Below are 13,189 nucleotides of genomic sequence, written 5' to 3' on the forward strand. Positions count from 1 at the left end.
TTCGGGGGCGCTTTGGGGCGCGTCGCCAGTGGGTTCGGGCGGGCGGTCGGGGCGCGTCGCGAGCGGGTGCGGGCGGGCGTTGGGGGCGCGTCGCGAGCGGGTTCGGCGCGCATTGGGCAGATCGGCGGATCGTGTCAGCGGCGGCGTGGCCTGTCAGGCTGGGGCCGTGTCCGCCGTCGCCCTCTCCGGTGCGCTGCTCGCGCTCGTGCTGCTGCTGCCGGTGCGGATCGCGCTCCAGCGGCGGTGGACGGGCGGCAGCGGGATCGTCCTGGCCGCGGTGCCGGCGGGGCCACCGCGGACGGCCCGGGCGCTGCTGGCCGGGGGCACGCTGCTGACCGGGCTGGGGCCGGCGCTCGACCTGCTCGACGTCGGCTGGGCGTGGGAGCCGGCCGACGCGTTCCTGACCCACGCCGTCGGCTTCGTGCTGCTGATCGGCGGCTGCGGCTGGGCGTTCTGGGCCCAGCTGACGATGCGCGAGGCGTGGCGGGTCGGCCAGGACGACGGCGAGCGGCTGCGGCTGGTCACCGACGGCCCGTTCGCCCAGGTGCGGCACCCGATCTACGGCGGCATGATCGCGATCGGCCTGGGCGTGACGCTGCTCTCCCCGACGCTGATCGGCGCGGTCGGCGCGGCGCTGCTGGCGGTCGGGGCGGTGCTGCAGGCGATCCGGGTCGAGGAGCCGCACCTGCGGGCCGTGCACGGGACGACGTATTGGGCCTGGGCGCGGCGAACGGGTCGGTTCCTGCCACGGGTGCGGTGAGGGGCGGGGCGGGGCGGCGGGGCGAAGGTGACACGCCGCCGCCCTCCTCGCGGGCCATGTGACGTCGTGCCCCGCCGGCGGGGGCGAACGTGGCACGGCCTCGCGGACGGCCGGAGCATGTGACGTTTGCCCCTCCCACGCCCTTCCGGCGTCATTCCGACCCTGCCCACCTGAGGTGGCGTCATTCGATCCCGCTGAGCGGCGTCGAATGACGCCAGTTCGCGCGGGCAGGGGTGGAGTGACGCCACTTCGGGTTCCGCCGGTGGCCACCGTACGCTGGCGCAACGTGTTCGGGGGGCCGACGCACGCCGAAGCAGGAAGAGGACGAGCGATGGCCGAGATCCCGACCGACTCGATCGCCGGCCGGATGGCCGAGCGCGTGGCCGCTGTCGTCCACGCCGCCGAGCAGGAGGCCCAGACGATCGTGCGCGACGCCGAGCGCGACGTCGCCGCCCGCCAGGCCGCCGCGCGACGCACGATCGAGGAGCAGGCCCGGGCCCTGCACGACGTGACGAGCAGCGCGATCGGCGCGGCGGCGACGCTCTACGAGCAGCTGCAGCGCCTGTCCGCGTTGCGCGACCAGATGGCGGAGGTGCTGGCGGAGGGCCAGCCGGGAACGGGCGACGGCGGGGGCGTGGCTGGGGGCGCGGCGGCGGGTGACGCGGGGGCCGATGGTCGCCGGGCGGTGACCGCCGGCCCGGCCGTGGGCGGGGTGGCTCCGACGGCGTCCGACCCGAGGGCGGCCGCTGCCCCGACGGGAGCAGGCGCGGCGGCGGGCGATGCCGTGGTGGACCGCGTGGCGGCGGGCGACCCGGTCGACGCCACGTCCGAGGTGGCGATGCCCCTCGACCCGGCGGCGGGGGACCCGGCGGTGGATGACCCGGCGGTGGGTGGCTCGGCGGTGGGCGCTCCCCGGCCGAGGGTGGCCGTCGGCCCGGCGGTGGGCGGCCCGGCGGTGGGCGGCCCGGCGGCGGATGCCCCGGCGGTGGGTGGCCCGGCGGCGGGTGACCCGGCGGTGGCCGCTTCCCGGCCGAGGGTGGCCGTCGACCCGGCGGTGGGCGGCCCGGCGGTGGCTGACCCGGCGGTCGCCGACCCGGCGGCGGGTGACCCGGTGGCCGCCGGCTCGACGGCCGGCGACCCGACCGGCGCCGTCTCCGAGCCGACGGCGGCCGTCGGGCCGGCGGCGACCGACGCGGCAGCGGACAGCCCGGCCGAGCCGGCCTCCGATCTGACGGCCGACGCCGCCTCAGTGACGGCCAACGCAGCGCCCGAGCCGGTGGCCGACGCCGCCGCCTCCGACCTCGCGCCGACGTCCGCCCCGGCTCCTGCCCCGGACCCCGGCGTCACCGCGGACGACGACCGCGCCGACCCGGCTCCCGCCCCGCCCGAGGACGACCCGCAGCTCGACGCCGCGCGGCTGGTCGCGCTCTCGATGGCCGCGTCGGGTCGGTCGGCCGAGGCGGTCGCCACGCACCTGCGCGACGAGCTGGGGGTGGCCGATCCGTCGGCGATCGTCGACTACGTCTTCGGGCTCTCGACGCCCTCGACCGTCGTCCCCGGCTGGCCGCCGCGCAGCGGGAGCCGATCGTGAACCGCTGGCTCGCCCTCGCCGTCGCGGCGACCGCCCTGGCGCTGGCCGTGGTCGGCGCCGTCGCCGGTCTCCGCTGGCTGCCGGCCGACCTCGCCTGGGCCGCCGCCGTCGCCTCCGGGGGACTGCTGGCGATCGGGCTCGTCGCCCTCGCCTTCGCCCTCCGCCGCCGGCCGCCCCGGCCCCCGCTGGCGACCCCGCCCGCGCTGGCGCTGCCGGCACCGCTGCTCTCCTCGCCCGCGGGACGCCCGCCGTCACGCACCACGGCTGCGGTCGCCGGCCCGTCGGCCGCGGCGCTCGCCCCGGCACGGACCGCGTCCCCGCCTTCGACCGTCTCCCCGGCGCGGACCGCAACGGCTGCCCCGTCGCCCGCCGGGCCCTCCCCGACCGGAACCGGGACGGCGCCCGCGATCCCGCCGCCCGCGCGGCCCTCTCGCCCGCAGGCCCCGGCCTCGGCCGCCAACCCCGCCGCCGCCCCCCTCCCTCCCTCCGACGACGACATCGCCGCCGTCGTCGACGAGGCCCAGCGCCAGGCTGCCGTCCTCGTCACCGAGGCCCGTGACCGCGCCACCGCCCTCGCCGACGACGCCTCGGCCGCCGATCGCGCCCGCGCCCTGCGCCTCCAGCAGCTCGCCGACGAGGCCGCCGACGCGATCGGCCAGATCCACGACGAGGCCCAGCGGCTGCTGCGCCTGCGCTCGATCGCCCAGGCGCTGCTGGTCGCCCTCGCCGGGCCGCCCGCGCCCGCTCCGGCACCCACATCCGACCCCGCGTCCGCGCCCGCCGCGACCACCGCGACCGCTCCGGCCGCGCCTCCCCACCCCCACGCCACCCCCGTCGCCACCGACCCGGCCCCCGCCCCGCGCCCCAGCCGCCGCCGGCCGCTCGCCCGCCGACGCTGAGCGCCCCGCGCGCCGACCCTCCTCTACGCTCCGGCCCCGATGCCCGAACCGACCGCCGCCCCCCGCACCGTCGTCACCGGAGGAGCGGGCTTCATCGGCTCGAACGTGGTCGACGCCCTGCTCGACGACGGCCACGCCGTCACCGTCCTCGACGACCTCAGCACCGGCCGCCGCGAGAACCTCGACCCGGCCCTCGAGCGCGGCGCGACGCTGGTCGAGGTCGACGTCCGCGACGCCCCCGCCCTCGACGCCGCCGTCGCCGCCGCCCGCCCGGAGCTGATCTTCCACCTCGCCGCCCAGATCGACGTCCGGCGGTCGGTCGAGGACCCCGCCCACGACGCCACCGTCAACGTCGTCGGCACGGTCAACCTGCTGGAGTCGGCACGCCGCCACGGCGTCCGCCGGGTCATCAACACCTCGACCGGCGGGGCGATCTACGGCACCGCCGACGTCGTCCCGACCCCCGAGTCCGCCCCCGAGCGGCCGCTCGCCGCCTACGGCACCAGCAAGCTCTGCGCCGAGCAGTACTGCGCCTGGTACGCCCGCCTCCACGGCCTCTCGACCGCCACCCTCCGCCTGGCCAACGTCTACGGCCCGCGCCAGGACCCGCTCGGCGAGGCCGGCGTGATCGCGATCTTCTGCGACCGGCTGCTGGCCGGCGAGGCCCCGACGATCTACGGCGACGGGCTCCAGACCCGCGACTTCGTCTTCGTCGGCGACGTCGTCCGTGCCCAGCTGCGGGCCGCCGCCTCGTCCCTCACCGGCACCGTCAACGTCGGCACCGGTCGCGCGACCTCGGTGCTCGAGCTGGTCGACGCCGTCGCCGCCGCCGGCGAGGCCGCGGGGATCGACGCGCGCTTCGCCCCCACCGCCTTCGACGCCCCCCGCGCCGGCGAGGTCGTCGACTCCTGCCTCGACGTCCGCCACGCCGCCGACGCGCTCGGCTTCACCACCGCCACCGACCTCGTCGACGGCCTCCGCCGGACCCTCGAGTGGGTCGGCGAGCGACGCGCCGGCCGCGCCTGACCGGATCCCACGGGCGATCCACCGATCGCGCGCCGTCCTCCCCCGATCGGTGGAGATCGGGGGAGCGCGAGATCCACCGCCGGACCCACCGCTCGGCCGATGGTGTACGCCGACGCGACGTCCGAATATGGCCGTCGTGTCCACGACCGTCGTCCGCCGCATGGTCCTGCTCCTGACCTGCGCCGCGCTCACCACCGCGCCGGCCGCCCAGGCCCAGACTCCGCTACAGACCGGCTACGGCGACGTGCCCGTGCCCGCGCCCTCCTGTGGCTCCGGCTCCGGCGGCGCCGGAGCGAACGGCAACGGCGGCGCCTGCAACAACGGCGGCGGCGCGGCCGGTGCCTGCGCTGCCGGCGGCACCGCCGGCGGCAGCACCGCCGGCAGCGGCTCGGCCGGCAGCGGCTCGGGCGCGAACTGCGATCCCGACAACGGCGGCGGCGCCCCGGCCACCGCCAGCGGCGACCCGAACGCCGGCGGCGCCGGCCCGGGCTCCGGATCGGGCGGCAACGGCCCGACCAGCGCCTCCGCCAGCTCGCTCCCCTTCACCGGGGCCAACGTCGGCATCCTCGCCGCCTGCGGCCTGGCCTGCCTCGCCGTCGGCCTGGCGCTGCGCCAGATGCGGCGCCGTCCGGGCGATGCCCGTTGAGCACGCCGCGCGCCTGCACGCGGCTCCGCGGCTGACCGCCGAGCGCCTAGCCGCGGCGCCGGCCGCCGCCGGGGTCGTCCTCGGCGCCGGCCTCGCCACCTTCATCGACGGCCAGCGGCCCGCCGCCTGGGGCATCGTCGGCTGCGCCCTGACCGTGCTGGTGGTCGCGATCGCGACCTCCGGCTTCGGCCGCTGGCCCCACGAGCGGCCGCTGCGGATCGCCCTCGTCTGCGGCGCCGCCCTGGCCCTGCTCGGGCTGGCCTCGATCGCCTGGACCCCGATGCCCGGCGACGCCTTCGAGGAGGGGATCCGCGGGCTGCTCTACCTGCTCGCCTTCGCGCTGCCGCTGCTGCGCCGCTGGACGCCCGACGACCTCCGCCGGCTGCTGTGGCTGGTCGTCGCCGCGATCGCCGTCGTCGCCGTGGTCACCGTCCTCCGGGGCGCCGCCCACGACCCGCTCGGGATCTGGGGCGCCGACCGGCGGCTGCAGGGGCCCGTCGGCTACGTCAACGTCGGCGCCGCGCTCTGGCTGCTGGGCCTGGTCGTCGCCCTCGGCATCGCCGTCGACGCGCGCGCTTCGCGCCAGGTGGCGGGAGCCGGCTTCGGCGCGGCGGTCCTCTTCGCGACCCTGATCGTGCTGACCCAGAGCCGCGGCGCGATCATCAGCGCGGTCGCCGCCGTCGCGCTGCTGCTGGTGCTGACCGAGCTGCGGCTGCGGTCGCTGGCCGCCGTCGGGCTGCTGGCCGCGGCGCTGCTCGGCGCCTGGCCGTCGCTGCACGACGTGCGGACCGCCGGCGACGGGCTCGACGCCGCCGGGGCCGAGGCGCTGCTGGTCGGGCTGGCGATCGGCCTGATCGGCGCCGTCGCCTGGAGCGCGCTGGTCGCCCTGCCGCGGCTCGACCCCGGGATCGGCGGCCGGCGGCGGGCGCTGGTGGTCGTGGTCGTCGTCGCCCTCGCCGCCACGACCGTCGCGGCCGGCAACCCGCTGACCTTCGCCGGCGACCGCTGGCACGACGTCACGACCAGCGGCTACGGCACGATCAACGCCCGCGACACCCGCCTCAGCGGCGGCCTCGGATCGGACCGCGGCGACTTCTACCGGGTGGCGCTGCGCGACCTGCGGGCCAACCCGCTGCGGGGCGACGGCCTCGGCGGCTTCCGCGTCTCGTACCTGGAGCACCGCGACGGCTCCGAGGCGCCCCGCTACGCGCACAGCGAACCGCTCGACGTGGCCGCGGCGCTCGGCCTGCCCGGGCTGCTGCTGGCCGCCGCCGCGCTGGCGCTGGCGCTGGTCGGCGTCGCCCGGACGCTGCGGGCCCAGGCCCGTGACCGGCTGCCGGCGCTGGTCGCCGTGACCGCCGTCGGGGCGGTGCTGCTGCAGGCGTCGTTCGACTGGACCTGGGCCTTCCCCGCCGTCGTGCTGCCGACGCTGGTGCTGCTCGGCGCCGTCGCCCGCGGCACCCGCGCCGCCGCCCCGACCGACGCCGACGCCCCGCGCGCGCAGCGGCCGCGGACCGCGCTGGCCATCGCGCTGCCGCTGCTGGCGCTGTTCGGCGTGCTCGCCACCGCCTCGGCCGCCGAGCAGCGAGCGACCGACCTGGCCGGCACCGATCCGGCCGCCGCGATCAGCTGGGCCCGCCGCGCCGCCGCGCTGACGCCCTCGTCCACCCCGCCCGCGCTGGAGGGGCTGCTGGAGCTGCGCCGGGGACGCTTCGCCGCCGCCGACGCCGCCCTCTCCCGGGCCGTCGGACGGGCCCCCGACGAGTGGTTCGGGCGGCTGGAGCGGTCGATCGCGCGGGCCCGGCTGGGCCGCACCGCCGAGGCCGCCGCCGACTGCCGGGTCGCCGCCCGCCGCTACCCGTCGAACCCGGTCGTGCGCGAGGTCTGCGCGGCGATCGACCGCCGCCAGCCGCTCGACCCGCTCGCGATCGAGCGCCGCCTGTACGCCCCGACCCGCGCTCGCGATGGCGACTGACCGGCGACCCGAGGGCGACGCGACGCTGCGCGTGATCGGCGTCGCCGGCGACGATCCGGCGGGCACGCTGCTGCGGACCTACGCGACCGCCTGCGACCTCTGGACGAGCGGCCGCCGGACGCTGCTGGCGATGACCGGCCTCGACGGCGACGACGATCCCGGTCCGGGGTCGGGACCGGCGCGACCGGGCGTCCGCGACCTGCTGCTGGCGCTGCCGCTGGCGGCGCCGGCGATGCACGCGCGCCTGATCCGGGCCGCGATCGTGCCCGGCGACGCCGTCCGTCCGCACCTGCTGCCCGCCGGGATCGCGCCGCCGACGCCTCCGAGCGGGGCGGCGATCGAGCTGCTGCTGGAGGGTCTGCGCCAGCTGTCGCTCGACGACGTGCTGGTGCCGATCGAGGTCCGTGGCGATCCCTGGACCCCGCACGTCGACGGCGTGCTCGGGGCCTGGTCGCCGGCGGTCCCGGGCCGCCAGCGCGCCCGCCGGGAGGCTGCACGATGACCACCACCCGCCCGGCGCCCCGACCCCATCTGCCACCCTGCCCCTGCGCCTTTGTGCGGCGTACACACGCCCCGGGGCCGACCACGGAGCTTCGATGACCGACAGCGTCCTTCCCCCCATCGCCACCAGTGCCGCCGCCCGCGTCGAGGCGGTCGTGGCCGCCGCCGAGCAGCAGGCCGAGGAGATCCTGGTCGCGGCCGAGCGCCACGCCCGGGCGCTGGTGGTCGCGTCGCGCCAGCGGGCGACCGCGATGACGACCGACGCCGAGCGCCAGGCGGCGACCGTCCGCGCCGACGCCGAGCGCGAGGCCGCCGCCACCCGTGAGCGGGCCCTGACCGAGGTCCACGCCGAGCTGGCGCGGATCCGGACCACGGTCGGCGAGCTGCTGGCCGCGTCCGGCACCGTCGACGTCCAGGCCCGCCGGCTGGAGCGGCTGGTCGACGAGCAGCCGGCCGCCTCGGTCCCGGTCGCGCCCCCCGCCGCCCCGGCCGTGGCCGCCGCCGCGTCGGCCCCGGCGGCGGTCCCGGTCCCGGAGCCGGCCGCCTCCGTGCCCGCCCCGGTCGCGGCTCCCGCGTCGCCGGCCCTTGCCGCCCAGGCCCCCGCCGCCCAGGCCTCGGCCCCGGCCGCCGCGGTCGCCCCGCCGGCGCCGACGCCCGAGCCCCTGCCGACGCCCGAGCCGCTGCTGCCGCCGCTGCCCGAGCCGCCGACGGCCGCCCCCGCCACCGTCTTCGAGGAGGACGCGGCCGACGACCCGTTCGCGGCCGACGACGAGCGGACGACCGACGGCGACGACCTGACCGTCGCCGCGCGGCTGGTGGCGCTCTCGATGGCGGCCAGCGGCAGCTCCGCGTCCGAGGTCGAGGAGCACCTGCGCCGCCACCTCGGCGTCGAGGATCCGGCGCCGGTGATCGAGTTCGTCTTCAGCTCGCCCTCCTCGATCGTCGCCCGCCGCAACGGCGGCCCCCGCCCGACCGCCGACGACCGCCGCTGATGCCCGCGCCGGCCCCGTCCGCCAACCCGCCTGCAGCCCTTTCCACCCCCGCCGAGGCGGCGTATCGTCCACCCGACCCCGAGCGCGAGCCGCGCCGCCCGGTCCCCCCGCGAACCGCAGCGAGGAACCCGATGTCCGAGAACCCCACCCGATCGATCGCCGCCGAGGCCGCGCAGCGCGTCGGCGCGATCCTGGCCACCGCGGAGCACCAGGCGCAGGCGATCCTGGCGGAGGCCACGCAGCGCGCCGCGCACGAGCACGCCGCCGCCCGCGGGCAGGTCGACGCCGAGGTCCAGGAGCTGCGCGAGGTCACGGCCAGCCTGACCGACGCGGCCACGGTCGTGCACGGGCAGCTCGAGCGGCTGGCCGCGCTCCAGGGCCGGCTCGACGCGCTGGTCGCCCGCCGCGCCGCCGAGACGCCCGCCGCGCCCGCCGCCGGCGCCGCGACCCCCGTCGCCGCTCACGCGCCGGAGGCGTCGGCCCCCCGATCGGTGGAGGCCGACGCCCCCGCCGCCGCCGAGCCCGCCCCCGCGACCCCGGACCCGCCGGCGGAGGCCGCCGTGCCCGCCCCGGCGATCACGCCCGAGCCCGCCCCCGAGGCCCCCGTGGCCGAGGCTCCCGCGGCGCCCGACGCTCCCGCCGCCGACGCCCCGGCCCCCGAGCCCGCGGCCCCGGTCGAGGTCCCGCCGGCCGCCGCCGCGCCCGCCCCGACGGCGACCGCCGTCGAGCCCTCGGAGGCCGCCCGCCTGGACGCCGCACGGCTGGTGGCGCTGTCGATGGCCGCCTCCGGCCGGACCCGCGACGAGGTCGAGGCGCACCTCCGCGAGCAGCTCCAGATCGGCGATCCGTCGACGGTGATCGACTACGTCTTCGGCATCTCGACGCCGTCGTCGGTGGTCCCCGGCTGGCCGCCGAACGGCCGCGGCCCGAGCGCCGGCTGAGGCCCGCCGAGGCCGGTCCGCGACCCCGCTCGCGACCGGCCTCCGACCCCCGGTTCCGGCCGGGGGGATCCTGGGTCCCCCGATCAGTGGACCCGCGCCTCCCCGAAGGATGCCCACCGCCGGGGGGCTCGCGAATCACCCGGGGGAACCCCCCGTGGTCGGATGGTTGTTTACGGCGGTTGCGCGCACGATGCTGGTGTGCTGTACGACGGCGAAGCGCCCCAATCAGCAGCCGCCCTCCGGAGCGACTGGACGGCGACCGCACGCCCCCGCCGCTGGGGCCTGATCGAGCGTCTACCGGCGCTCGCGGGTGCCCTCGCCTTCGGCCTCGTGACCGGCGACGGGCTGCTGTCGGCGCTCGTCGCGCTCGTCTACCTGGCGGCGCTGGTGGCCGGTGACGGCGCCCCCGCCGCCGTCCGCACGCTGCCGCTCGCCGGCCGCGTCCTGCCCGCCCTGCGCCTGACCGGCGCCACCGCGCTGGTCGTCGTCGGCGGGCTGCTGATCTCCGGCACGCTGCCGCTGGCCGGCGCCGCCGGGGCGCTGCTGACCGCGCTCGCCGTCCTGCTGCTGGTCCGCCGCGGGCCGCAGCCGGCCGAGCGCGGCACGCGGGTCCTGATCGTCGGCACTGCCAGCGAGGCCGACGACCTCCACCGGACGCTGACCGAGACCGGCGCCGGTGGCTTCCGGATCGTCGGCGCGACCACCGACCTCGACCGGCTCGACGCGACGATCGCCGCCACCGGCGCCCAGCTGCTGGTCCACACCGACCACCTGCCGCGGCCGACGGTGCTGGCGGCGCTGGTCCGTCCCGACCGCCACGTCCCGGCGCTCGGCCACGGCGCCTTCTGCGAGCTGGCGCTGGGGATCGTGCCGCTCTCGTCGCTCGACGACGCCTGGCTGGCCGAGCTGCTGCACCCGACGCGCTTCCGCCGCGCCGACCTCGCCCGCCGCGCGCTCGACCTGGCGCTGGCGCTGCTGACGCTGCCCTTCGTGCTGCTGGTGGTGGCGCTCTCCGCCCCGCTGATCCTGCTCGACGGCGAGCGGAGCGTCTTCTTCCGCCAGCGCCGCGTCGGCCGCTACGGCGTGCCGTTCGAGATCCTGAAGCTGCGGACGATGCGCGGCAGCGGCAGCGACTGGTCGGCCGCCGACGACCCGCGGATCACGCGGATCGGGGCGTTCCTGCGCCGGACCCACCTCGACGAGGTCCCGCAGATCCTCAACGTCCTCCGCGGCCAGATGGCCTTCGTCGGTCCGCGGCCCGAGCAGGTCGAGATCACCGCCTGGCTCGAGGGCGAGATCCCCGGCTTCGGCCACCGCCACGCGGTCCGTCCCGGGATCACCGGCTGGGCCCGCGTCCGGGCCGGTTACGCCAATTCGGTCCGCGACAGCGCCGTCAAGCTCAGCAACGACCTGTACTACATCCGCCACCGCTCGCTGGCGCTCGACCTGGCCGTCGTCGTCGAGACGATCCGGATGTTCGCCGAGCGCCAGCACCAGGTGGTCGCCCCGGCGACCGCGGTCGCGCTCGGCCCGCGGCTGGCGCTGCGGCTGGCCGACGCCGAGCGGGCCCCGGCGGCGGTCGTCGAGCTCGACCGCGACGAGCCGGCACTCGACGCCCGCGCGCCGGTCGCCGGCGAGCGGACGATGGCGCTGGCCTCCTAGCCGGCGCTAGCCGGCGCGGCGGTCGCGAGCCCGGCGGGCGCCGTCGTAGAGCGCCAGCCGCAGCCGCCGGCGGCGCAGCGTCAGCCCGCTGATCGTCGCCGCGTCGCTGCTGAGGTCGCGCTTGTAGCGCTGGTCGCCGGCCAGGAAGTCGTAGAGCCGGAGGCCGCGCTCGCGGGCCGCCTCCATCGACAGCAGGTGGGTGACGATCCCCGGCCGCAGCCGGTTGTCGTCGAAGCCGGCCAGCCCCGACTGGTAGAAGAGCACCCGCTCGCCGTCGAGGAAGTGGTACAGACAGCCGATCGTGCGGCCGTCGACGGTGGCCCGGAAGAGCGTCGCCCGGCCCTCGGCGACCAGCCGCGGGGCCAGCTCGCGGTGGAAGGCCGCGAACCGCGGGGCGGCGAACACGCCCGGCTCGCCGTCGGCGGTCCAGCGCGCCTGGTGGAGCGTGATCAGCTCCTCCAGCAGCTCCGCGGCCCGCGCGGGGTCGGTCGCCCACTCGCTCTCCACCACGCCCCGTTGGGCCATCGCCCGCAGGCTGGTGCGGGCCCGCCGGCGGGCGCTGCCGGAGCCGAGCGCGGCGGCGACGTCCTCCTCGGGGGCGAGCGCGCCGAGGTCGCAGAAGGGGCTCGGCTCCTCGCGCACCCGGACCCGCCCCGCCGGCCAGGTGGCCCGCAGCCGCTCGGCGTCCTCGGCGGCCAGGCCCTCGGCCCGCAGCTCGTCCCAGCCGCGCCAGCGGCGGGCCGCGGCGACGATCGCGGCGACCACCTCGCGCTCGCGGCCGGGACGGGCCAGCGGACCGGTGAACTCGGCGCAGACCTCGGACCCGACCGGCAGGTTGGCGGTCCCGATCCACAGCGAGCGGATCGTGACCGGGCCGAAGCGGCGGCGGCCGCGGGGCAGCAGCGCGATCCCCCAGACGCTGCCGTCGGGGCCGCTGACGACGGCGACGGAGGTCGGCAGCAGGTCGCCGTAGGCCGCCACCCAGGCGCTCGCCCAGGCCCAGCCGCGGGCCACCGGCACCAGCGGCAGCTCGGCCTCGAGCGCCCGCCAGAGCGGTTCCGCCTCGGCGAACCGCGCCGGCGGGATCAGCCGCACCCGCGCGCTCACGACGCCTCCGCCGCGGCCCGCCGCCGGCGATCGAGGGCCACCGTCAGCCGGCCGCCGACGCCCGCCGCCGGCAGCACCGGGGTGACGATCCCGCGGCGGTCGGGCCACAGCCGGTTGATCGTCGGGTGGTCGGGCGACGCGCACGAGTCGACCGCGTCGAGCTCGGGCTGGGCGTGGAACCACGAGGCGACGTCGACCAGCAGCAGGATCCCCGGCGCACCGGAGGCGAGCGTCTCGTCGTAGCCGATCTTGAGCGTGTAGAGCGTGCGGTCGGCGACCACGCAGAGCAGCGCCGCGACCGTCCGCTCGCCCGCGCGCAGCTCCAGCAGCCGGATCCGGCCGTCGGCGGCGAAGCCCGCGACCGTCTCGCGCAGGAACCGCTCGTGGCCGGGACGCGAGGCCAGCGCGGTCCCCGCCTGGCCCTTCCAGCCGGCGCTCTCCAGCGCCAGGAAGCGGTCGAGCGCCGCCCCGTCGCCGGTCGCGTCGACCAGCGCGACGGGGCCGCCCGTCTCGCGCTCCAGTAGCCGCCGGGTGCGGCCCAGCTCGCGCCGCCGCTTGCCGGAGACGAAGCCGCGGACGTAGTCGTCCTCCGGCCGCCGCCGCAGCGCCGCCCGCTCGACCCGCTCGAAGGCGAACGGCCGCGCCGACCGCGGGCGGGCCGGCGCTGCGGCCAGCAGCGCGGCGGCCACCGGGCCGTCGGCGGCGTGCTCGACGACCAGGAACGCCCGTCCCGGCCAGGCGCCGCTGGCGCGGGCGATCGCCGCGCAGACGGGGCCTACGTGGTCGCGGTCGACCAGCGGCGTGTCGAGGAAGCCGTAGGGATTGCGCCAGCTGCGCACGCACGGCAGCCACAGCGCCGACCACTTCGGCTGGGTCCGCACGGCCAGGCAGCCGCGCCACCGCTCGCCGTCGCGGACGACCAGCAGCTCGACCCGCTCGCCGCCCTCCAGGTGGGCGCCGGCCGGGACCAGCAGCTCGGGTTCCAGGAACGGGTTGGCCTCGACCGCGCGCGCGGCCAACGCCCGCCACTGTTCTCGCTCGGCGGCGGTCAGCGCCGTCAGCGGCCGCCGTTCGACGGTCAGCGCCATC

Annotated in this window: 12 protein-coding genes; 10 read left to right on the top strand and 2 right to left on the bottom strand. The window is 78.7% G+C overall.

The features are described 5' to 3' along the window. Window positions 1–166 precede the first annotated feature (166 nt). From SH587_RS19230 to SH587_RS19275, 10 genes are all read left to right on the top strand, one after another. Window positions 167–760 carry a methyltransferase family protein gene (locus tag SH587_RS19230; protein WP_320672274.1) on the top strand — a complete coding sequence of 198 codons (594 nt, stop codon included), beginning with the start codon at window positions 167–169 and terminating at the stop codon, window positions 758–760. A gap of 58 nt (window positions 761–818) precedes the next feature. After that, a complete protein-coding gene (locus tag SH587_RS19235) occupies window positions 819–2,351 on the top strand; it encodes a hypothetical protein (RefSeq protein WP_320672275.1) in 1,533 nt (510 codons plus the stop codon). Next, window positions 2,348–3,250 carry a hypothetical protein gene (locus SH587_RS19240; RefSeq protein ID WP_320672276.1) on the top strand — a complete coding sequence of 301 codons (903 nt, stop codon included), beginning with the start codon at window positions 2,348–2,350 and terminating at the stop codon, window positions 3,248–3,250. The genes SH587_RS19235 and SH587_RS19240 overlap by 4 nt, the downstream gene beginning before the upstream one ends. A 39-nt stretch (window positions 3,251–3,289) precedes the next feature. After that, window positions 3,290–4,276 carry an NAD-dependent epimerase/dehydratase family protein gene (locus SH587_RS19245; protein WP_320672277.1) on the top strand — a complete coding sequence of 329 codons (987 nt, stop codon included), beginning with the start codon at window positions 3,290–3,292 and terminating at the stop codon, window positions 4,274–4,276. A 136-nt stretch (window positions 4,277–4,412) separates the two neighbouring features. After that, window positions 4,413–4,922 (top strand): hypothetical protein, encoded by a 510-nt coding sequence (locus SH587_RS19250; protein ID WP_320672278.1) that lies wholly within the window; start codon window positions 4,413–4,415, stop codon window positions 4,920–4,922. Next, window positions 4,912–6,897, top strand: coding sequence for an O-antigen ligase family protein (locus tag SH587_RS19255; protein ID WP_320672279.1), 1,986 nt, complete (start codon window positions 4,912–4,914; stop codon window positions 6,895–6,897). The genes SH587_RS19250 and SH587_RS19255 overlap by 11 nt, the downstream gene beginning before the upstream one ends. Next, a complete protein-coding gene (locus SH587_RS19260) occupies window positions 6,887–7,399 on the top strand; it encodes a hypothetical protein (protein WP_320672280.1) in 513 nt (170 codons plus the stop codon). Before SH587_RS19255 ends, SH587_RS19260 begins: the two co-directional genes overlap by 11 nt. 94 nt (window positions 7,400–7,493) lie before the next feature. Next, on the top strand, window positions 7,494–8,390 hold the full coding sequence (locus SH587_RS19265; RefSeq protein ID WP_320672281.1) for a hypothetical protein: 897 nt from the start codon (window positions 7,494–7,496) through the stop codon (window positions 8,388–8,390). A gap of 131 nt (window positions 8,391–8,521) precedes the next feature. Then, the gene (locus SH587_RS19270; RefSeq protein WP_320672282.1) at window positions 8,522–9,331 is read left to right on the top strand and encodes a hypothetical protein; all 810 of its coding nucleotides are present in this window, start codon (window positions 8,522–8,524) and stop codon (window positions 9,329–9,331) included. A 330-nt stretch (window positions 9,332–9,661) separates the two neighbouring features. Next, complete coding sequence (locus tag SH587_RS19275) at window positions 9,662–10,993, top strand: sugar transferase (RefSeq protein WP_320672283.1); 1,332 nt, start codon at window positions 9,662–9,664, stop codon at window positions 10,991–10,993. Between the two features lie 6 nt (window positions 10,994–10,999). On the opposite strand, the gene SH587_RS19280 is transcribed toward SH587_RS19275, so the two are convergent. Both SH587_RS19280 and SH587_RS19285 read right to left on the bottom strand, forming a co-directional pair. Further along, complete coding sequence (locus SH587_RS19280) at window positions 11,000–12,100, bottom strand: GNAT family N-acetyltransferase (protein WP_320672284.1); 1,101 nt, start codon at window positions 12,098–12,100, stop codon at window positions 11,000–11,002. Beyond that, window positions 12,097–13,188, bottom strand: a complete 1,092-nt coding sequence (locus tag SH587_RS19285; RefSeq protein ID WP_320672285.1) for a GNAT family N-acetyltransferase — start codon at window positions 13,186–13,188, stop codon at window positions 12,097–12,099. Before SH587_RS19285 ends, SH587_RS19280 begins: the two co-directional genes overlap by 4 nt. Between the last annotated feature and the right edge of the window lies 1 nt (window position 13,189).

This window comes from Patulibacter defluvii (assembly GCF_034096925.1).
Taxonomy (GTDB): Bacteria; Actinomycetota; Thermoleophilia; order Solirubrobacterales; family Solirubrobacteraceae; genus Patulibacter; species Patulibacter defluvii.